The sequence below is a fragment of the Streptomyces sp. NPDC060064 genome (genome assembly GCF_042736455.1).
GTDB lineage: Bacteria > Actinomycetota > Actinomycetes > Streptomycetales > Streptomycetaceae > Streptomyces.
The window spans coordinates 168,395-187,007 of record NZ_JBHWWF010000003.1 but is presented as its reverse complement, the minus strand read 5'-3'; the positions used below and the strand labels follow the sequence as shown (position 1 = coordinate 187,007).

19 protein-coding genes and 2 pseudogenes are annotated in these 18,613 nt (G+C 69.4%); 15 read left to right on the top strand and 6 right to left on the bottom strand.

From position 1 onward, the window contains the following. Window positions 1–47 precede the first annotated feature (47 nt). The 13 genes from ACFWDI_RS05135 (at window position 48) to ACFWDI_RS05075 (ending at window position 11,544) form a co-directional block, all read left to right on the top strand. The gene (locus ACFWDI_RS05135) at window positions 48–1,331 is read left to right on the top strand and encodes a GAF domain-containing protein (RefSeq protein ID WP_385301412.1); all 1,284 of its coding nucleotides are present in this window, start codon (window positions 48–50) and stop codon (window positions 1,329–1,331) included. Between the two features lie 143 nt (window positions 1,332–1,474). After that, window positions 1,475–2,041, top strand: coding sequence for a GNAT family N-acetyltransferase (locus tag ACFWDI_RS05130; RefSeq protein WP_385301410.1), 567 nt, complete (start codon window positions 1,475–1,477; stop codon window positions 2,039–2,041). A 98-nt stretch (window positions 2,042–2,139) separates the two neighbouring features. Then, window positions 2,140–2,223, top strand: coding sequence for a putative leader peptide (locus ACFWDI_RS05125; RefSeq protein ID WP_351448512.1), 84 nt, complete (start codon window positions 2,140–2,142; stop codon window positions 2,221–2,223). 117 nt (window positions 2,224–2,340) lie between these two features. Then, complete coding sequence (locus ACFWDI_RS05120; RefSeq protein ID WP_385301409.1) at window positions 2,341–4,038, top strand: nitrite/sulfite reductase; 1,698 nt, start codon at window positions 2,341–2,343, stop codon at window positions 4,036–4,038. Then, window positions 4,035–4,214, top strand: a complete 180-nt coding sequence (locus ACFWDI_RS05115; RefSeq protein WP_327326729.1) for a hypothetical protein — start codon at window positions 4,035–4,037, stop codon at window positions 4,212–4,214. The genes ACFWDI_RS05120 and ACFWDI_RS05115 overlap by 4 nt, the downstream gene beginning before the upstream one ends. After that, a complete protein-coding gene (locus ACFWDI_RS05110; protein WP_385301408.1) occupies window positions 4,211–4,912 on the top strand; it encodes a phosphoadenylyl-sulfate reductase in 702 nt (233 codons plus the stop codon). The genes ACFWDI_RS05115 and ACFWDI_RS05110 overlap by 4 nt, the downstream gene beginning before the upstream one ends. Then, on the top strand, window positions 4,909–5,466 hold the full coding sequence (cysC, locus tag ACFWDI_RS05105) for an adenylyl-sulfate kinase (RefSeq protein ID WP_385301407.1): 558 nt from the start codon (window positions 4,909–4,911) through the stop codon (window positions 5,464–5,466). The genes ACFWDI_RS05110 and cysC overlap by 4 nt, the downstream gene beginning before the upstream one ends. Beyond that, window positions 5,463–6,398 (top strand): sulfate adenylyltransferase subunit CysD, encoded by a 936-nt coding sequence (gene cysD / locus ACFWDI_RS05100; RefSeq protein WP_385301405.1) that lies wholly within the window; start codon window positions 5,463–5,465, stop codon window positions 6,396–6,398. The genes cysC and cysD overlap by 4 nt, the downstream gene beginning before the upstream one ends. A 2-nt stretch (window positions 6,399–6,400) precedes the next feature. Further along, entirely contained in the window at window positions 6,401–7,741 is a 1,341-nt protein-coding gene (locus tag ACFWDI_RS05095) for a sulfate adenylyltransferase subunit 1 (RefSeq protein WP_385301404.1), read from the top strand. A gap of 218 nt (window positions 7,742–7,959) precedes the next feature. Next, entirely contained in the window at window positions 7,960–9,072 is a 1,113-nt protein-coding gene (locus tag ACFWDI_RS05090; protein WP_385301403.1) for an aliphatic sulfonate ABC transporter substrate-binding protein, read from the top strand. Window positions 9,073–9,108: 36 nt separating this feature from the next. Continuing rightward, the gene (locus ACFWDI_RS05085) at window positions 9,109–9,909 is read left to right on the top strand and encodes an ABC transporter ATP-binding protein (RefSeq protein ID WP_385301402.1); all 801 of its coding nucleotides are present in this window, start codon (window positions 9,109–9,111) and stop codon (window positions 9,907–9,909) included. Further along, window positions 9,896–10,789 carry an ABC transporter permease gene (locus ACFWDI_RS05080; RefSeq protein WP_362677222.1) on the top strand — a complete coding sequence of 298 codons (894 nt, stop codon included), beginning with the start codon at window positions 9,896–9,898 and terminating at the stop codon, window positions 10,787–10,789. The genes ACFWDI_RS05085 and ACFWDI_RS05080 overlap by 14 nt, the downstream gene beginning before the upstream one ends. A gap of 8 nt (window positions 10,790–10,797) precedes the next feature. Beyond that, window positions 10,798–11,544: a sirohydrochlorin chelatase gene (locus ACFWDI_RS05075; protein WP_385301400.1), complete on the top strand. Its 747-nt coding sequence runs from the start codon at window positions 10,798–10,800 to the stop codon at window positions 11,542–11,544. 40 nt (window positions 11,545–11,584) lie between these two features. Here the strand turns inward: ACFWDI_RS05075 and ACFWDI_RS05070 are convergent, their stop codons facing one another. The 3 genes and pseudogenes from ACFWDI_RS05070 to ACFWDI_RS05060 all read right to left on the bottom strand — a co-directional run. Beyond that, the gene (locus ACFWDI_RS05070) at window positions 11,585–12,166 is read right to left on the bottom strand and encodes a TIGR03086 family metal-binding protein (protein WP_385301398.1); all 582 of its coding nucleotides are present in this window, start codon (window positions 12,164–12,166) and stop codon (window positions 11,585–11,587) included. 79 nt (window positions 12,167–12,245) lie between these two features. Then, window positions 12,246–12,344, bottom strand: a pseudogene (locus ACFWDI_RS05065) (disulfide bond formation protein DsbA); the annotation flags it as partial. Between the two features lie 3 nt (window positions 12,345–12,347). Then, a pseudogene (locus ACFWDI_RS05060) lies at window positions 12,348–12,479 on the bottom strand (2-dehydropantoate 2-reductase N-terminal domain-containing protein); the annotation flags it as partial. Window positions 12,480–12,515: 36 nt separating this feature from the next. Here ACFWDI_RS05060 and ACFWDI_RS05055 point away from each other — a divergent pair. Next, window positions 12,516–13,352 (top strand): aldo/keto reductase, encoded by an 837-nt coding sequence (locus ACFWDI_RS05055; protein ID WP_385301397.1) that lies wholly within the window; start codon window positions 12,516–12,518, stop codon window positions 13,350–13,352. A 42-nt stretch (window positions 13,353–13,394) separates the two neighbouring features. On the opposite strand, the gene ACFWDI_RS05050 is transcribed toward ACFWDI_RS05055, so the two are convergent. From ACFWDI_RS05050 to ACFWDI_RS05040, 3 genes are all read right to left on the bottom strand, one after another. Beyond that, a complete protein-coding gene (locus ACFWDI_RS05050; RefSeq protein ID WP_385301396.1) occupies window positions 13,395–13,757 on the bottom strand; it encodes a DUF4440 domain-containing protein in 363 nt (120 codons plus the stop codon). Then, window positions 13,750–14,298 carry a DUF1697 domain-containing protein gene (locus ACFWDI_RS05045; protein WP_385301395.1) on the bottom strand — a complete coding sequence of 183 codons (549 nt, stop codon included), beginning with the start codon at window positions 14,296–14,298 and terminating at the stop codon, window positions 13,750–13,752. The genes ACFWDI_RS05050 and ACFWDI_RS05045 overlap by 8 nt, the downstream gene beginning before the upstream one ends. 77 nt (window positions 14,299–14,375) lie before the next feature. Then, window positions 14,376–15,575 carry a S8 family peptidase gene (locus tag ACFWDI_RS05040; RefSeq protein WP_385301393.1) on the bottom strand — a complete coding sequence of 400 codons (1,200 nt, stop codon included), beginning with the start codon at window positions 15,573–15,575 and terminating at the stop codon, window positions 14,376–14,378. Window positions 15,576–15,943: 368 nt separating this feature from the next. Between ACFWDI_RS05040 and ACFWDI_RS05035 the strand changes: the two genes are divergently transcribed. Beyond that, the gene (locus ACFWDI_RS05035) at window positions 15,944–18,217 is read left to right on the top strand and encodes an MMPL family transporter (RefSeq protein ID WP_385301392.1); all 2,274 of its coding nucleotides are present in this window, start codon (window positions 15,944–15,946) and stop codon (window positions 18,215–18,217) included. Window positions 18,218–18,613 lie beyond the last annotated feature (396 nt).

Below are 18,613 nucleotides of genomic sequence, written 5' to 3'. Positions count from 1 at the left end.
GCCAGCCCCCCCGCATCCGGACGCCGGCGCCGCCCAGGAGGACCCCGGTGCAGAGCACATCACTCGACCTGGCCAGGCTCGCCGCCATGGACACCGCGGAGGCCGCCAGGTTACTGAAGGGCGTGCGGGACGCCACGCTCAACGGCCGGCGCTCGCAGGTCGGCCCACGGGCGGACATCAACGAGTCGTGGCAGCGGATGCTGCGCGGCGGTATGGATCCCGACCGGGACCACAGGGCGGGGCTGCTGCCGCCGGAGGAGATAGAACGCCGTCGGCTCGCCTCGCCGCTTCGCGAGGTGCTGCCGGTGCTGCGGGACGGCCTGGTGTCGATCGCCGAGGCGGCCCAGCACATCATGGTCGTCGCGGACACCGAGGGACGGATGCTCTGGCGCGAGGGCAAGGCGACCGTGCTGCGCAAGGGCGACTCGCACGGCTTCGTCCTCGGCGCCGACTGGAGCGAGGGGCTCGTCGGTACGAACGGTATCGGCACTCCGCTGATATCCCGGCGGCCGGTCCAGGTGCACTCCGCCGAGCACTTCGTCTCCACCCACCACACCTGGACCTGCGCGGGCGCACCGGTCACCGATCCGCGCGACGGCAAGCTGATCGGCGTCGTCGACATCAGCGGACCCCTGTCCACCATGCATCCGGCGACGCTCTCCCTGGTCACCTCGGTCGCCCGGCTCGCCGAGGCCGAACTGCGCAACCGGCACTTCGCGGCGCTGGACCGGCTGCGCAGCGTGGCGTCGCCGCTGCTGGCCCGGCTGACCGGCCGGGCGCTGGCCGTGGACGTCAACGGCTGGCCGGCCGCGGTCACCGGCATGCCGCCCACCGGTCGGCTTTCGCTGCCGAAGTCCGTCGTCGGCGGTCGGCTCTGGCTGCCCTCGCTCGGCATGTGCACGGTCGAGCCGCTGCCCGGCGGCTGGCTGATACGGGTCGACGAGAGGAGCTCCGCGGCGCCGCCGGGCCGGGTGGTGCTGGATCTGAGCAGGCCACGGCAGCCTTCGGTCACCGTCGCGGGGGCCGCCGGCAGCTGGGCGCAGGAGCTCAGCCCGCGCCATGCCGAACTGCTGTACATGCTGGCGCTGCACCGGGACGGGCGGACCGCGGCACAGTTGGCGCAGGCGCTCTTCGAGGACCCGACGCGCACGGTGACGGTGCGGGCCGAGATGTCGCGGCTGCGGCGGCATCTGGCGCAGGTGCTGGCGCACCGCCCGTACCGCTTCGTCGACGAGGTCGAGGTGGAGCTGGTCCAGCCGGACGATCCGGCCGATCTGCTGCCGCAGTCGAGGGCCCCAGCGGTGGTGAGCGCGCGCCGACCGCCGGACTGACCGAGCGGCTGCGGGCGGAAGGCGGACAGCTCGGCGCGGCTGCGGGCGGCTCCGGGTGACTCCGGGTGACTCAGCGAGGCCGCGGGCGGCTCGGAGAGGACTCGGCTTTGGCCGGATCAGGACCTCGTGGTTCCCTGGCGCTCATGAGCATCACTGTGACCACCTGGTCCCTGGAGCAGACCTCGCCGGCAGATCTGCGGCCGGCCGCCGCGCCCGAAGGGGATCTGCGGATCGTACGGGCCGAGGTGCCTTCGCCCGAGTTCAGCCGCTTTCTGTATACGGCCGTCGGCGGTGACATCCGCTGGACGGACCGGCTGGCCCTGACGTACGCGCAGTGGGAGGAGACGCTCGCCAGGCCGGGCACCGAGACCTGGGTGGCGTACGAGAAGGGGACGCCGGCCGGCTATGTGGAGCTGGAGGCGCAGAGCGAGGGCTCGGTCGAGATCGTCTACTTCGGGCTGATCCCGGCGTTCCGGGGCCGGCGGATCGGCGGCCATCTCCTCTCCTGGGGTGTCGCGAGGGCCTGGGACCTGGCGGAGCGGTGGCCAGGGCTGACGCCGACGAAGCGGGTCTGGCTGCACACCTGCTCCAAGGACGGCCCGCATGCCATGGACAACTATCTGCGGCGTGGGTTCACTCTCTTCGACACCAAGACGGAGGAAGAGCCCGAGGTGGCCGCGCCCGGCCCCTGGCCAGGTGCCCACGTCTGAGAGTGACCGGCAACACACCGTCTTGCGATGCGGGACAGTGTTGTCCACATTCTGGATGACGGTGGACTGACTTCGGACCGCCGTGACACGCTTCCGTCATGTCTCGAGCTGGAATTGCCTTGGTGAGTCGGCGGCACGTCGACCTCGGCCGCATGTCCAGCGCCATCTGTCCGGTCTGCTGAAAGACCAGCACAGCCGAGCATTCCCCACTCTCTGTTCCCCTCCTGCGCATTGTCGCGCCCTCGCGCGAGTGTGCAGCTCAGAGCCGCCCTCCTGCAGTCTCGAAGGACGTATTCGCCATGGCCGCCTCCCCTGAAAAGCCCGCCCCCGCCGCGCCCCGCCGCAAGGCCGGACGTCACCGCGGCGAGGGTCAGTGGGCTGTTGGCCATATGACGCCGCTCAACGCCAATGAGCAGACGAAGAGGGACGACGACGGTCTCAATGTGCGGACACGCATTGAGACGATCTATGCCCACCGCGGCTTCGACTCGATCGACGGGGCCGACCTGCGCGGGCGTATGCGCTGGTGGGGGCTGTACACCCAGCGCAAGCCCGGCATCGACGGCGGCAAGACCGCGATCCTCGAGCCGGAGGAGCTGGACGACAAGTACTTCATGCTGCGCGTCCGTATCGACGGCGGCCGGCTGACCACCGAGCAGTTGCGGGTCATCGGCGAGGTCTCGCAGGAGTTCGCACGCGGCACCGCCGACATCACCGACCGGCAGAACGTGCAGTACCACTGGATCCGGATCGAGGATGTCCCGGAGATCTGGAATCGGCTGGAGGCCGTGGGACTGTCCACGACCGAGGCCTGCGGTGACACGCCCCGCACGATTCTCGGCTCGCCCGTGGCGGGCGTCGCCGAGAACGAGATCATCGACGGCTCCTCCGCCATCGACGAGATCCACCGCCGCTTCATCGGCAACCCCGCCTACTCGAACCTGCCGCGCAAGTTCAAGACGGCCATCTCCGGATCCCCGCAGCTCGATGTCGCGCACGAGATCAACGACATCGCCTTCGTGGGCGTCAACCACCCCGAGCACGGTCCCGGTTTCGACCTCTGGGTCGGCGGCGGGCTCTCCACCAACCCCAAGCTCGGAGTCCGCCTCGGCGCCTGGGTCCCGCTGGACGAGGTGCCGGACGTGTACGGCGGCGTCATCAGCATCTTCCGTGACTACGGCTACCGCCGGCTGCGCACCCGCGCCCGGCTGAAGTTCCTGGTCGCCGACTGGGGCCCGGAGAAATTCCGCCAGGTCCTGGAGGACGAGTACCTCAAGTACCAGCTTGTCGACGGTCCCGCGCCCGAGGAGCCGGCCGAGACCTGGCGTGACCACCTCGGCGTGTACCGGCAGAAGGACGGCCGCTTCTACGTCGGCTTCGCCCCGCGCGTGGGACGTGTCGACGGAGCGACCCTGACGAAGATCGCCGAGCTTGCCGAAGCGCACGGCTCGGGACGGCTGCGTACCACCACCGAGCAGAAGATGATCGTGCTCGATGTGGCCGAGGACCAGGTCGAGTCGCTCGTCTCCGGTCTCGAGGCGCTGGACCTGCGGGTCAACGCCTCCCCGTTCCGCCGGGGCACGATGGCCTGCACCGGTATCGAGTTCTGCAAGCTGGCGATCGTCGAGACCAAGGCGCGCGGCGCCTCGCTGATCGACGAACTCGAGCGCCGCATCCCCGAGTTCGACCACCCGATCACCATCAACCTCAACGGCTGCCCCAACGCCTGCGCCCGTATCCAGGTCGCCGACATCGGTCTCAAGGGCCAGCTGATGCTGGACAAGGACGGCAACCAGGTCGAGGGCTTCCAGGTGCACCTGGGCGGCGCGCTGGGCCTCGAGGCGGGCTTCGGCCGCAAGGTCCGCGGTCTGAAGGTCACCTCGGCCGAGCTGCCGGACTACGTCGAGCGCGTCCTCAAGCGCTTCCAGGCGGAGCGCGAGGACGGCGAGCGCTTCGCGACCTGGGCCGCGCGTGCGTCCGAGGAGGCCCTGTCATGAGCGAGCGTGCCGCGCCCTTCTACTGCCCGTACTGCGGTGACGAGGACCTGCGTCCGAACGAGCAGGGCCACGGCGCCTGGGAATGCGCAGCCTGCAATCGAGCCTTCCAGTTGAAGTTCCTCGGGCTGCTGTCCCGTGGACTTCAGCGCAACGACGGTGGAGGGAACGAGATATGACGGCGGTTCAGACCAAGGACGAGCTCAAGTCGCTCGCCGAACAGGCCGGGCGGGACCTGGAAGAGGCCTCGCCCCTGGACATCCTGAAGTGGGCGGCCGACACCTTCGGGCCGCGCTTCTGCGTCACCTCCTCGATGGAGGACGCGGTGGTGGCCCACCTCGCCTCCCGTGCCCTTCCGGGCGTCGACGTCGTCTTCCTCGACACCGGCTACCACTTCCCCGAGACCATCGGCACGCGTGACGCGGTCGAGGCCGTGATGGACATCAACGTCATCACGCTCACGCCGCGTCAGTCGGTCGCCGAGCAGGACGCGGAGTACGGTCCGAAGCTGCACGACCGCGACCCCGACCTGTGCTGCGCGCTGCGCAAGGTCAAGCCCCTCGAAGAGGGACTGACCGGGTACGACGCCTGGGCGACGGGTCTGCGCCGCGACGAGTCCCCGACCCGGGCGAACACCCCGGTCGTCGGCTGGGACGAGAAGCGGCAGAAGGTCAAGATCTCGCCGATCGCCCGCTGGACGCAGGAGGACGTGGACACGTACGTCGCCGAGCACGGCGTCCTCACCAACCCGCTGCTGATGGACGGATACGCCTCCGTGGGCTGCGCGCCCTGCACCCGCCGGGTGCTGGAGGGCGAGGACGCGAGGGCCGGACGCTGGGCCGGGCGTGGCAAGACCGAATGCGGGCTGCACGGATGACGATTCTGGGAGACAAGAACGTGACTGGGGCCACCATCTGGCTCACCGGGCTGCCGAGCGCCGGCAAGACCACCATCGCCTACGAGCTGGCCGGTCGGCTGCGCGCCGAGGGCCACCGGACCGAGGTGCTCGACGGCGACGAGATCCGGGAGTTCCTCTCCGCCGGTCTCGGTTTCAGCCGCGAGGACCGTCACACCAACGTCCAGCGGATCGGCTTCGTCGCCGAACTGCTGGCGTCCAACGGCATCAAGGCGCTCGTGCCGGTGATCGCCCCGTACGAGGACAGCCGCGAGGCCGTCCGCAAGCGCCACGCCACCGAGGGCACGGCGTACGTCGAGGTGCATGTCGCCACTCCGGTGGAGGTCTGCTCCGTACGCGATGTGAAGGGTCTCTACGCCAAGCAGGCCGCCGGTGAGATCCGCGGCCTGACCGGTGTCGACGACCCGTACGAGGAGCCGCAGAACCCGGATCTGCGGATCGAGTCGCACCAGCAGACCGTGCAGGAGTCCGCAGCGGCGCTTCACGCGCTGCTCACCGAGAGGGGTCTGGCATGACGACGGCCGCCACTGTTCACGAAGGCACCGACAGCCCGTACGCCCTGTCGCATCTGGACGCCCTGGAGTCCGAGGCGGTGCACATCTTCCGCGAGGTGGCGGGCGAGTTCGAGCGACCGGTGATCCTCTTCTCCGGCGGCAAGGACTCGATCGTCATGCTGCATCTGGCGCTCAAGGCGTTCGCGCCGGCGCCGGTGCCGTTCACCCTGCTGCACGTGGACACCGGGCACAACTTCCCCGAGGTTCTCGAGTACCGCGACCGCACCGTCGCCCAGCACGGGCTGCGGCTGCATGTCGCCTCCGTACAGGAGTACATCGACGCCGGGAAGCTGCGCGAGCGCCCCGACGGCACCCGTAACCCGCTGCAGACCGTCCCGCTGACCGAGGCCATCCAGCAGCGCCGCTTCGACGCGGTGTTCGGCGGCGGCCGCCGGGACGAGGAGAAGGCGCGCGCGAAGGAGCGGGTGTTCTCGCTGCGCGACGAGTTCTCGCAGTGGGACCCGCGCCGGCAGCGGCCCGAGCTGTGGCAGCTCTACAACGGCCGCCACGCGCCGGGCGAGCATGTCCGGGTGTTCCCGCTCTCCAACTGGACCGAGCTGGACGTCTGGCAGTACATCGAGCGCGAGAAGATCGAGCTGCCCGAGATCTACTTCGCGCACGAGCGCGAGGTCTTCAAGCGCTCCGGCATGTGGCTGACCGCCGGTGAGTGGGGCGGCCCCAAGGAGAGCGAGAGCGTCGAGACGCGTCTCGTCCGCTACCGCACCGTCGGCGACATGTCCTGCACCGGTGCCGTCGACTCCGACGCCACCACGCTGGACGCCGTGATCACCGAGATCGCCGCATCCCGGCTGACCGAGCGGGGCGCGACCCGCGCCGACGACAAGATGTCCGAGGCCGCGATGGAAGACCGCAAGCGCGAGGGGTACTTCTAACCATGACCACCACGACCGGGCCACTCTCCGGGATCTCAGCCACCACCCTGCTGCGCTTCGCCACCGCCGGGTCCGTCGACGACGGCAAGTCAACCCTGGTGGGGCGGCTGCTGCACGACTCCAAGTCGGTTCTCACCGACCAGCTGGAGGCCGTCGAGCACGCCTCGCGCTCGCGCGGTCAGGAGGCGCCCGACCTGGCGCTGCTCACCGACGGTCTGCGGGCCGAGCGGGAGCAGGGCATCACCATCGATGTGGCGTACCGCTACTTCGCCACCCCGCGCAGGCGGTTCATCCTCGCCGACACCCCCGGGCATGTGCAGTACACCCGGAACATGGTCACCGGCGCGTCCACGGCCGAGCTCGCGGTCGTGCTGGTCGACGCACGCAACGGCGTCGTCGAGCAGACCCGCCGCCATGCCGCGGTCGCGGCCCTGCTGCGCGTCCCGCATGTCGTTCTCGCCGTGAACAAGATGGACCTCGTCGACTACGCCGAGCCCGTCTTCGCTGCGATCGCCGAGGAGTTCACCTCCTACGCGGCGTCGCTCGGCGTTCCGGAGATCACGGCGATCCCGATCTCCGCGCTCGCCGGCGACAATGTGGTGGAGCCCAGCGCCAACATGGACTGGTACGGCGGTCCGACCGTCCTGGAGCACCTGGAGACGGTCCCGGTCAGCCACGATCTGACCGGCTGCCACGCGCGGCTGCCGGTGCAGTACGTGATCCGTCCGCAGACCGCCGAGCACCCCGACTACCGGGGCTACGCGGGCCAGATCGCCGCCGGCACCTTCCGGGTCGGCGAGCAGGTGACCGTTCTGCCGGCGGGCCGCACCTCGAAGATCGCCGGGATCGATCTGCTCGGCGAATCGGTGGACATCGCCTGGACCCCGCAGTCCATCACTCTTCTCCTCGAGGACGACATCGACATTTCGCGTGGCGATCTGATCGTGCCGAGCGGCGACGCGCCCGCGACCACGCAGGACATCGAGGCGACGGTCTGCCATGTCGCGGACCAGCCGCTCACCGTCGGCCAGCGGGTGCTGCTCAAGCACACCACCCGCACGGTCAAGGCGATCGTCAAGGAGATCCCGTCGCGGCTGACCCTCGACGACCTCTCGCAGCACCCGAACCCCGGTCAGCTGGTCGCCAATGACATCGGCCAGGTCAAGGTCCGTACCGCCGAGCCGCTCGCGCTCGACTCGTACGCGGACTCCCGCCGCACCGGGTCGTTCCTGCTGATCGACCCCGCGGACGGCACCACGCTGGCGGCCGGCATGGCGGGCGACTCCTTCGCCACCAGCGCCGAGGTCGTGCACGAGGCCGACGACGAGGGGTGGGACTTCTGATGACCACCGACTTCTACGCGACGTTCGCGAAGGAGGGCGGCCGCGTCGGCAGCGGCAACCTCGGCGCGGGAACGGGCGGGGTGGCGCGATGTGCGCGATGACGTACGCGCACTGCCTGCGCGCCCGCACCCCCCGCACCCTGCACCGACGAAGACCGCCGACACCCCGGCCACGTCCGAAGTGACGTAAGAACCGGGCCTCCGAGAGGAAACCCTCCCGTGCCTGCCAGCCGTACCACCCTGCGCCGCAGCCTCGCCGCTGCCGCCGCCCTTCCGCTGCTCGCCGTGGCGCTCACCGCCTGCGGCTACGGCTCGGACGCCAAGAAGGACGACAAGGTCGCTCCCGCCGCCAAGGGCGAGAAAGTCGACGGCCTGGACACCGTGAAGGTCGGATACTTCCCGAACCTCACACACGCCACCGCCCTGGTCGGCGACCAGGAAGGCATCATCCAGAAGGAGCTGGGCGGCACCAAGCTGGCCGCCTCGACCTTCAACGCCGGCCCCTCCGAGATCGAGGCGCTGAACGCGGGCTCCATCGACATCGGCTTCATCGGCCCCTCGCCGTCCATCAACGGCTACGTCAAGTCCAAGGGCCAGAGCCTGCGGATCGTCGGCGGCGCCGCGTCCGGCGGTGTGAAGCTCGTCGTCAACCCCAAGAAGATCAAGTCCCTGGACGACATCAAGGGCAAGAAGATCGCCACGCCGCAGCTCGGCAACACCCAGGACGTGGCGTTCCTCAACTGGATCTCCGAGAAGGGCTGGAAGGTCGACGCCCAGAGCGGCAAGGGCGACGTCTCCGTGGTCCGTACGGAGAACAAGGTCACCCCGGACGCCTACAAGTCCGGTGCCATCGACGGCGCGTGGGTGCCGGAGCCGACCGCGTCCAAGCTGGTCAGCGAGGGCGGGAAGGTGCTGCTCGACGAGTCGACGCTGTGGCCCGACAAGAAGTTCGTGATCACGAACATCATCGTGTCGCAGAAGTTCCTCAAGGAGCACCCCGACGTCGTCGAGGCGGTGCTGCGTGGCTCGGTGAAGACCAACGCGTGGATCAACGCCAACCCGGACAAGGCGAAGGCGTCCGCGAACGCCAAGCTCAAGGAGCTCAGCGGCAAGGCGCTGCCGCCCGAGGTCATCGACCCGGCGTGGAAGTCCATCCAGTTCACGGACGACCCGCTGGCCGCGACGCTGCAGGCGGAGGCCGAGCACGCGGTCAAGGCCGGTCTGCTGAAGCAGCCCGACCTCGCCGGGATCTACGACCTGAAGTCGCTGAACAAGGTCCTCAAGGCCGCGGGCAAGCCCGAGGTCGCCGACGCCTCGCTCGGCGTCAAGTAACCCTCGCTCCCCGTTCACTCCCAGGAGGTGACGACCATGGCCCAGACCCTCACCAAGGACAAGGCCCAGGCCGAGGACCGTGCGACGGACCTGCCCGCCGCCCGTCTCGAGCATGTCTCGAAGTCCTTCGCCGGACCTTCCGGGCAGCAGCTCGTGCTGGACGACATCAGTCTCGATGTCGCTCCGGGTGAGTTCGTCACCCTCCTGGGAGCCTCCGGGTGCGGAAAGTCGACGCTGCTCAATCTGGTGGCGGGGCTCGACCGTCCGACCGCGGGGTCCATCGAGACCCCCGGCGGGCGGCCCGCCCTGATGTTCCAGGAGCATGCGCTGTTCCCGTGGCTGACCGCGGGCAAGAACATCGAACTGGCGCTGCGGCTGCGCGGCGTGCCCAAGGGTGAGCGGCGCATCGAGGCGGAGCGGCTGCTCGATCTCGTACGCCTCCAGGGTTCGTACGACAAGCGGGTGCACGAGCTGTCGGGTGGTATGCGACAGCGCGTCGCGATGGCGCGGGCCCTGGCGCAGGACAGCCAACTGCTGCTGATGGACGAGCCGTTCGCGGCGCTGGATGCCATCACACGGGACGTGCTGCACAACGAGCTGACCCGGATCTGGCGCGAGACGAACGTCTCGGTTCTCTTCGTCACGCACAACGTCCGTGAGGCGGTGCGGCTGGCGGAGCGGGTGGTGCTGCTGTCATCGCGTCCGGGCCGGATCGCCCGGGAGTGGACGGTCGACATCGAGCAGCCGCGCCGTATCGAGGATGCCGCTGTGGCGGAGCTGTCCGTCGAGATCACCGAAGAACTTCGTGGGGAGATCCGCCGACATGGCCAGCACTGACACCACCCCGAAGGTGGCGAAGGCCGACGATCTCGCCGGTCTGGAAGCCGGCCTCGACGCACTCGACGCGGTGCAGGTCAACCGCACGCCCGTACGCGAGGTGCTGCTGAAGAAGGTCCTGCCGCCGCTGATCGCCGTCGCGCTGGTGATCGTGGTGTGGCAGGTGCTGGTCTGGGCGAAGGTCACCGAGGAGTACAAGCTGCCCGCGCCGTCCGCGGTGTGGGACAGCGTGTCCCAGATGTGGCTGGAGGGCACACTGCTCGAGGTCGTGTGGACCAGCGTCTCGCGCGGTCTGCTGGGCTTCCTGATGGCGCTCGCCATCGGTACGCCGCTGGGGCTGCTGGTCGCCCGGGTGAAGTTCGTACGGGCGGCGATCGGTCCGATCCTGTCCGGGCTGCAGTCGCTCCCGTCGGTCGCCTGGGTGCCGCCGGCCGTCATCTGGCTCGGCCTCGAACCGTCGATGATGTACGCGGTGATCCTGCTGGGCGCCGTGCCGTCCATCGCCAACGGACTGGTGTCCGGTGTCGACCAGGTGCCGCCGCTGTTCCTGCGGGCCGGTCGCACGCTCGGCGCGACCGGGCTGCGCGGAACGTGGCACATAGTGCTGCCGGCCGCGCTGCCCGGCTATGTGGCGGGGCTCAAGCAGGGCTGGGCGTTCTCCTGGCGTTCGCTGATGGCCGCGGAGATCATCGCCTCCTCGCCCGAACTGGGCCTGGGCCTCGGTCAGTTGCTCGAGAACGGCCGCAACAACGCCGATATGCCCGGAGTCTTCCTCGCCATCATTCTGATCCTGATCGTCGGTATCGCGATCGACCTGCTGATCTTCAGTCCGCTGGAGCGGTGGGTGCTGCGCAGCCGCGGTCTCCTTGTGAAGAACTGAGCTCCGCCATGCACCGTCCTGTCCTCCTCGTCATCGCCCACGGCAGCCGCGACCCGCGGCACGCGGCGACCGTGCACGCCCTGGTGGAGCGTGCCCGTTCGCTGCGGCCGGGGCTGCGCGTGGAGACGGGCTTCCTCGACTTCAACGCCCCAACCGTCCCCAGGGTGCTGGAGCGGCTGGCGGCCGAGGGCGTCGAGGATGTGGTCGCGCTCCCGCTGCTGCTGACGCGCGCCTTCCACGCGAAGGCCGACATCCCCGCCGTACTGCACGAGGCTTCGGCGCGGCTGCCGCGCCTGCGGATCCGTCAGGCCGACGTCCTCGGTCCGTCCCCGCTGCTCCTCTGCGCCCTGGAGCGGCGGCTGTACGAGGCCGGGCTCGACCCGTCCCAGAAGCGCTCGACGGGGCTGGTTCTGGCCTCGGCGGGCTCCACAGACCCGGAGGCGATCGCAGTGATCGCTGAAATCGCGCGGGAGCTGCGGCACACCGGTTGGTGCGCCGTGCGGCCTGCGTTCGCCTCCGCATCTCTTCCGCGCACCGAGGACGCGGTGCGCGAGCTCCGGGCGGAGGGCGTACGGCAGGTGGCGGTGGCTCCGTATGTCATCGCTCCGGGCTTTCTCCCGGACCGCATCGCCCGCGGGGCCGAGGATGCGGACGTGATCGCCGATGTCCTGGGCGCCGCGCCGGAGCTGGCGCGGCTGCTGCTCCGGCGCTACGACGCGGTACGGGTCGACCGGCCGCTGGCGGTCACCGCGTGAACATGGCCGCGCTGTCCCCGATCGCCGGACGGGCCGGCCATCAAGCCCACCGCGGGTCGCGGCCGCTGTCGGCCAGCGCCCGCTCGAAGGCCGGGGCCTCGTCCGGCTGCGGTACGGGGTCGGCGAAGCCGTCGTACTGGCGGTAGACCTCGGCGTGCTCGTCGACGACGGTCAGGATCAGCGCCGCGGCCGCCTCCGAGATCCGGTGGTCCTGCCCGGTCGCGCGTGCCAGGTCCCAGCCGTGGACGGCCAGTTCCTTGGTGATCAGCGAGGCGATCTCGGGCGCGGGCATCGCGGCGAAACCGAGGTCCACCTCGCCCTCCCAGACGGCCGGATCCGACCAGGCGGCAATGGCGCGGTCCAGCTGAGCCGCGTACTGCTCCGCCCAGTCGGCCTCGGTGGTGAAGTCGCGGCCGGTGAGCTCCTCGGGCAGCTGCTTGCGCAGCGCACGGTGCTCGAGGCCGTGCGAGGAGTAGAGGACGAGATGGTTGACGAGTCCGCGGACGTCCCACTCCTTGCAGGGCGTCGGTGCGGACAGCCGGTCGGCGCTGACGCCGCGGGCGATACGGGCGGCTTCGGTGGCGCACTCGGTCAGGTACGGGTACACGGTGTCCTTGTCCATGCACAGCACACTATTTTCGGTCGCGGGGCCGGGTCTTGAACAAACGCGACGCCGCCGGACAGCCCCGCGCGGCCCTGGCTCAGTCGAAGGCGAGGCTGCCGGTGCGGGTGCGCTTGAGCTCGAAGAAGTCCGGAAAGCCGGCGATGACACGGAAGCTGTCGAAGAGCCGGGCCGCCTCTTGCCGCAGTCCGTTCGTCCGCAGCGCCTCGAAGTGCGCGCCGCGTGCGACGAGCACCACCTCGTGCCCCGCCCCGGCAAGCCGTCCGCCGATGGTGCCGCCGATCGCCCCTGCCCCGATGATGATGTAGCGCATACGTACGAGGCTCGCACATTCGGGTACGGTCCAGCCATGATCGTGGATACTTTCCGGCTCGGCGGGGAGCGGACCGTACGCCGACTCGGCTACGGCACCGCACAGCTCGCCGGCCGGGGGTACTGGGGGCCGCGCGGTGAGCGCGCGGACGCCCTCGCGGTGCTGCGGCGGGCGGTCGAGCGGGGCGTCACGCTCATCGACACCGCCGACAACTACGGCCCGCACCTTGCCGAGGAGCTGGTCGCCGAGGCGCTGCACCCGTATCCGGCCGACCTGGTCCTCGCGACGAAGGGCGGGGTGGTGCGTACGAGCGACAGTGCCTGGCACATCGCGGGACGGCCCGAGCAGTTGCGCGCGATGTGCGAGGCGAGTCTGCGCCGGCTGCGTACGGAGACGATCGGCCTGTACCAGCTGCACCGGCTGGACCCGGAGGTGCCGCTCGCCGAACAACTGGGCGCGCTCGAGGAGTTGAGGGCCGAGGGCAAGATCGGGCACATCGGTCTGGACACGGTCACCGCCGGTCAGCTGAGAAAAGCGCTGGCCCTCGCGCCGATCGCCTCGGTGCAGAACCGCTTCAATCTCATCGACCGGGAGTCGGAGGCGGTGCTCGAGGTGTGCGAGACGAACGGTCTCGCCTTCCTGCCGTGGTTCCCGCTCGCCAATGGAGCCCTGACCGGCGGGACCGCCGCCGCGCTCGACACGGTCGCCGCACGCCATGGCGCGAGCAGGGGCCAAATCGCCCTTGCCTGGCTGCTGTACCGCTCCCCGGTGCTGTGTCCGACGCCGGGTACCGGATCGCTCGCGCATCTGGAGGAGAACCTGGACGCGGCCACGATCCGGCTCACAGAGGCGGATCTGACAGCCCTTCGGTGACCGGCCCCTCGGTGACCGACCCTCCGGTGACCTGCTCCTTCATCACTGAGCCCGCGTGCCCTGGTGGAAGTAGAGAAGCCAGTTGCCACTGGTCAGGCGCCACAGCGAACTGCGGTGGGCACGGTGAGCGCCCGACTCCGTGTCGAAGGTCAGATGCACCACGTCCGGTGCGAGCTGTACACCCTTCATCTCCGAGGTGGTGATGGGCCGCGGCGCGGGCACGTCCCGCGCCATGAGGGTGGCGAGAATCGACGCCCGGTCCCAGCGCCTGCCCGAGGTGCCGAACTCCAGGTACTCCGGGTGGAACAGATCGGCAAGCAGCTGGGGCGAGGAGCGCACCATCGGGTCGAGAAGACGGAATTCCGCCTCCATGGCTCCATGGACGGCCTTGGTGAGATCAGTCACGGGTCAGCTCCACCAGTTTGCGGACGGTGTTCCAGTTACGGCTGGTAGCGACGATGCCCTTGAACAGGCTCGGTTTCGCGAGCGCTTCGGCCAGCTTGGAGCGGCCGAGGCCGTTCGGGGCATAGAGATACAGCACCCGGTCGCCGAGCCGGAACTCCTCCGGCAGATGCGCCGATACGTTGATGGGGGCGAGCCGCTCGGGGCCGACACGCTCCGAGAAGTAGGTGACGTGCAGTTGCCTGCCCTCGAGCGAGGCGGCGGGAAAGGGGCACGCGTCGGCGACCGCCTTCAGATACGTACCGCTGCGCACCAGGCAGTCGACGCCGAAGCCGAAGCGCTTCTCGATGGCCCGCTCCAGAGAGGCGCCGAGTGCCTTCTCGTCGTCCGAGTCGCTGGTGAAGACGGCGTTGCCGCTCTGCAGATACGTGGCGACGTCGCCGTGCCCCAGTTCCGCGAGCAGTTCACGGAGTTCCACCATGGGCACCTTCCTGTGCCCACCCACATTGATCCCGCGCAGCAGGGCCGCATACCTCATGGTCATCGCCACACAATAAGGCGGCCGCCGCGCCCCGTGGGGGAGGGCACGGCGACCGCCGGTTCAGCGATGGACTCCGTCGGCTACTCGACGACCTTCAGCAGCTTGTTGGGCGTGCCCGCGCTGGGGTTGGAGATCTTGTCGGGCGTGGCGCCGTCGGTCAGGGCCTTGGCGACCTGCTCCGGGGTGGCGTCCTTGTGACCGCCGAGGTAGACCGCCGCGGCGCCGACCACATGCGGGGTCGCCATCGAGGTGCCGGAGATGGTCTTCGTACCCTCGTCGCTGTCGTTCCACGACGAGGTGATGTCCGAGCCCGGGGCGTAGATGTCCACGACCGCGCCGAAGTTGGAGAAGTCCGACTGCTGGTCCTCCTTGGTGGAGGAGGCGACGGTGATCGCTTCCTTCACGCGCGCCGGGGAGCCCTGGCTCGCGTCGGCGGACTCGTTGCCGGCCGCGACGGCGAAGGTGACGCCGGAGGCGATCGCCTTGCGGACAGCCTCGTCGAGCGCTTCGTCGGCGCCGCCGCCGAGGCTCATGTTGGCGACGGACGGGCCCTTGTGGTTCTTGGTGACCCAGTCGATACCCGCGACGACCTGCTCCGTCGTACCGGAGCCGTTGTTGTCGAGGACACGGACGGCGACGACCTTCGCCTTCTTGGCGACACCGTAGGTGGCGCCGGCGATGGTGCCGGCGACATGGGTGCCGTGGCCGTTGCCGTCGTCGGCGGAGTCGTCGTTGTCCACGGCGTCGAAGCCGTGCGTGGCGCGACCCGCGAAGTCCTTGTGGGTGATACGGACTCCGGTGTCGATGACGTACGCCGTCACACCCTCGCCCGCGCTGTCCGGGTAGGTGTACTTCTTGTCGCCGGCCGTGTCGGCCTGGTCGATCCGGTCGATGCCCCAGGACGGCGGATTGTCCTGGGTCGCGTTGATCGAGAACTTCTTGTTCTGGACGACCTTGGCGACGGACGGGTCGGCGGCGAGGCGCTTGGCCTCGGTCTCCGTGAGGCCGCTGGCGGAGAAGCCGTTGATGGCGGAGCTGTAGTTGCGCTGCAGCTTGCCGCCGTACTCCTTGGCCAGGTCCTGCTTGTCGGCCTTCTTGTCCAGCATCACGATGTAGCTGCCGTCGATCGCGCCTGCGGCATTCGCACCGTAGATGGTGCCCTGTGGGGAGGGCGCCGCGCCGGCGAACGAGGTGTTGAGTACGGTCACTCCGGCTGCGGCAGCCACGGCGGTTATCGCCGCGGTGAGCTTGATCCTGCTCGCGCGCTTGTGAGTTGCCATGAAGAGGGGGCTCCTCGTCATCATTTGTGGGGGGATTGCCCTTCGGACGGAAAATCTCCGGGGGCTGATTCGAAACCCTGACCGATTGACGCGCCCAGATCAAGACCTTCATACAGCTGTGACTTACTCAACAAGGTTTCGTAATAATGAATCGGCCAGGGCCTCACAAGTCGGACTTCACCCCCAACCCCCTTTAGATGTAAGGGGCTTCGATCCTTCTTGTCGGGGATCCGACCGGTCCGAAAGGAGGAGAGAACCACCTCGCCGGGTCACCGGCGAGGTGGAGGAGACGGCCTGAATGTGCCCTTAACTTCGAAGCGGAGACAACGGCGAGGCGCCGACGTCATTTCGAGGGGGGCAGGACCGTCATGGGGAAAGCAGGAAGAGGTCCGCGCGGAATCGCCGCGCGGGCCGGCGGCTGGAGCGCGCGACACCGCTGGGCGGCAGTGGGAATCTGGGTGTTGTTCGTCATTCTCGCCATGGCGGCCGGCTCGGCAGCGGGCACCGTCAAGCTCAAGGACAGCGAACAGCTGAAGGGTGAGACCACCCAGGCCGCGAAGATCACAGCGGAGGCGGGCGTCGAGGAGCCGGCCGGCGAGACGGTGCTCGTCCAGGCGCGCAACGGCTCGGTGAAGGCTACCGACGCGGGATTCCGCAAGGCCGTCGACGAGGTGATGAAGGCGGTCGGCGACACGGGCGCGGTCACGGCGGTGACGTCTCCGTACGACACCAAGAGCATCTCGAAGGACGGACGCAGCGCGCTCGTCCAGTTCGATGTGCGCGGGGACCCTGAGACGGCCGGTGACCGGATCGAGCCGGTACTCAAGGCCGTTGCCACGGTCCAGGACGGGCACAAGGAGCTGCGGATCGAGGAGATCGGCGGCGCCAGCATGCGAAAGACCTTCGACGACGCGTTCGGCGACGACTTCCAGCAGGCGGAGCTCTCGGCGGTGCCGGTCGCGCTCGGCATTCTGCTGATCGCCTTCGGCGCGCTGGTGGCCGCACTGCTGCCGGTAGCTCTGGCCATCACCGCGATCATGGCGACGATGGGGCTGATGGGCGTCGTCAGCCACTTCCAGCCGATGAGCGACAGCGCAAGCTCCGTGATGCTGCTGGTGGGTCTGGCGGTCGGCGTCGACTACTGCCTGTTCTATCTGCGGCGCGAGCGCGAGGAGCGGGCCGCAGGACACGACGCGCACACGGCGATGCAGATCGCCGCGGCGACCAGTGGCCGGGCCGTCATCGTCTCCGGCGTGACGGTGTGCGTCGCGATGGCCGGCATGCTCTTCACCGGCATCGGCACGTTCGAGTCGATGGGCCTGGCCTCGCTGATCGTGGTGGCCGTGGCGATGGTCGGCTCGGTGACGGTGCTGCCGGCGCTGCTCTCGCTGCTCGGCGAGCGGGTGGAGAAGGGGCGGATCCCCTTCCTCGGCCGCATGAAGCGCGGCGTGAACGGCACGAACAGCGGCAGCCGGGTGTGGAACCGGGTCCTCGGCGGCGTACTGAAGCGTCCCGCGGTGTCGCTGGTGGTGGCCGCGGGAGCGCTGGTCGCCATCGCTCTGCCCGCGCTCGGCATGAAGACGCAGAACCTCACGCTGGACCAGGAGTTCGGCGACTCGGTACCGATCGTGGCGACATACGTGCGGATCAACGAGGCGTTCCCGGGCGGTGCGGACCCGGCGGAAGTCATCGTCAAGGCGGACGACATCAACGCTACGCCGGTGAAGCAGGCGATCGACGACTTCCGTAAGCAGGCGGTGAGTTCGGGCGCGTCCCGGGGGCCCATCGAGGTGGTCCGGCACGACGCGCAGAACCTGGCATTCGTATACGTTCCGCTGGTGGGTGGCTCCGACCAGGACAAGGCGGAGAAGAGCCTGGACATCCTGCGCAAGGAGGTCCGCCCGGCGACACTCGGCAAGATCGACGGCCTCCAGGCGCCGATCAGCGGTCAGGTCGCGGGCTCGAAGGACTTCAACGACCAGCTCGCCGGGGCCGTGACACCCGTCTTCGCCTTTGTGGTGGTGTTCGCCTTCATCCTGATGCTGCTGTCGTTCCGGTCGCTGACGATCGCGATCACCTCGATCGTGCTCAACCTGCTGTCGGTCGGCGCGGCGTACGGCATCCTCACCGCGGTCTTCCAGCACGGCTGGGGTGCGTCGCTGGTCGGCGCGGAGGGCGTGGGCGCCATCATCACGTGGCTGCCGCTGTTCCTCTTCGTGATCCTTTTCGGACTCTCGATGGACTACCACGTGTTCGTGGTGTCCCGGATCCGCGAGGCGAAAATGCAGGGGCGTGGTACGCGGGAGGCGATCACCCATGGCGTGGTGACGACTGCGGGCGTGGTGACGAGCGCGGCGGTCATCATGGTTGCGGTGTTCGCGATCTTCGGCACGCTGTCGATGCAGTCGATGAAGCAGATGGGCGTCGGCCTCGCGGCGGCGGTTCTGATCGACGCGACGGTCATCCGCGGGGTGCTGCTCCCGGCGATCATGGCGCTGCTGGGTGACCGGAACTGGTACTTCCCGAAGTGGCTGCGGTGGCTGCCGGATCTGACGCATGACGAGTCGGCGGTGGCGCCGGTTGGGGCGCCGGCGGGGACGCCGCGCCACGACGACGACCGACCGGAACCGGCCCGCGTCTGAGGCGGGTTGATGCCCCCCGCGGCCCGGGAGCGCGCGCTCCCGGGCCGCGGGTGTTTTGCGGGGTGCGGGGCCCTGGCGGGGTGCGGGGCCCTGGCGGGGTGCGGGTCCCTGGCGGGGTGCGGGGTTCCTGGCGGGGTGCGGGGTTCCTGGCGCGGTGCGGGGTTCCTGGCGCGGTGCGGACCCCTTGCGGGTGCGGGTCCCTTGCGCGGTGCTGCCCTTTGCGGGTGCGGTTCCCTTGTGGGTGCCGGGCCCTGGCGGGGTGCGGGGCCTGGGTGCTTGGGCGTGCCCGGTCTTGTGTCGGTGGCCGTCCGGGGTCCGCTCCGGGGCTCGTGTCCTGGACTGCTTTCCTCACCGCGCTTCGCGCGAGTTGCGACGCTTTACGTCCAGAACACGACC

Coding starts and splice junctions, on each gene's coding strand:
- ACFWDI_RS05130 (WP_385301410.1), top strand. CDS start 1,475: ATGAGCATCACTGTGACCACCTGGTCCCTGGAGCAGACCTCGCCGGCA.
- ACFWDI_RS05125 (WP_351448512.1), top strand. CDS start 2,140: ATGTCTCGAGCTGGAATTGCCTTGGTGAGTCGGCGGCACGTCGACCTC.
- ACFWDI_RS05120 (WP_385301409.1), top strand. CDS start 2,341: ATGGCCGCCTCCCCTGAAAAGCCCGCCCCCGCCGCGCCCCGCCGCAAG.
- ACFWDI_RS05115 (WP_327326729.1), top strand. CDS start 4,035: ATGAGCGAGCGTGCCGCGCCCTTCTACTGCCCGTACTGCGGTGACGAG.
- ACFWDI_RS05110 (WP_385301408.1), top strand. CDS start 4,211: ATGACGGCGGTTCAGACCAAGGACGAGCTCAAGTCGCTCGCCGAACAG.
- cysC (WP_385301407.1), top strand. CDS start 4,909: ATGACGATTCTGGGAGACAAGAACGTGACTGGGGCCACCATCTGGCTC.
- cysD (WP_385301405.1), top strand. CDS start 5,463: ATGACGACGGCCGCCACTGTTCACGAAGGCACCGACAGCCCGTACGCC.
- ACFWDI_RS05095 (WP_385301404.1), top strand. CDS start 6,401: ATGACCACCACGACCGGGCCACTCTCCGGGATCTCAGCCACCACCCTG.
- ACFWDI_RS05085 (WP_385301402.1), top strand. CDS start 9,109: ATGGCCCAGACCCTCACCAAGGACAAGGCCCAGGCCGAGGACCGTGCG.
- ACFWDI_RS05080 (WP_362677222.1), top strand. CDS start 9,896: ATGGCCAGCACTGACACCACCCCGAAGGTGGCGAAGGCCGACGATCTC.
- ACFWDI_RS05075 (WP_385301400.1), top strand. CDS start 10,798: ATGCACCGTCCTGTCCTCCTCGTCATCGCCCACGGCAGCCGCGACCCG.
- ACFWDI_RS05070 (WP_385301398.1), bottom strand. CDS start 12,166: ATGGACAAGGACACCGTGTACCCGTACCTGACCGAGTGCGCCACCGAA.
- ACFWDI_RS05055 (WP_385301397.1), top strand. CDS start 12,516: ATGATCGTGGATACTTTCCGGCTCGGCGGGGAGCGGACCGTACGCCGA.
- ACFWDI_RS05045 (WP_385301395.1), bottom strand. CDS start 14,298: ATGACCATGAGGTATGCGGCCCTGCTGCGCGGGATCAATGTGGGTGGG.
- ACFWDI_RS05040 (WP_385301393.1), bottom strand. CDS start 15,575: ATGGCAACTCACAAGCGCGCGAGCAGGATCAAGCTCACCGCGGCGATA.
- ACFWDI_RS05035 (WP_385301392.1), top strand. CDS start 15,944: ATGGGGAAAGCAGGAAGAGGTCCGCGCGGAATCGCCGCGCGGGCCGGC.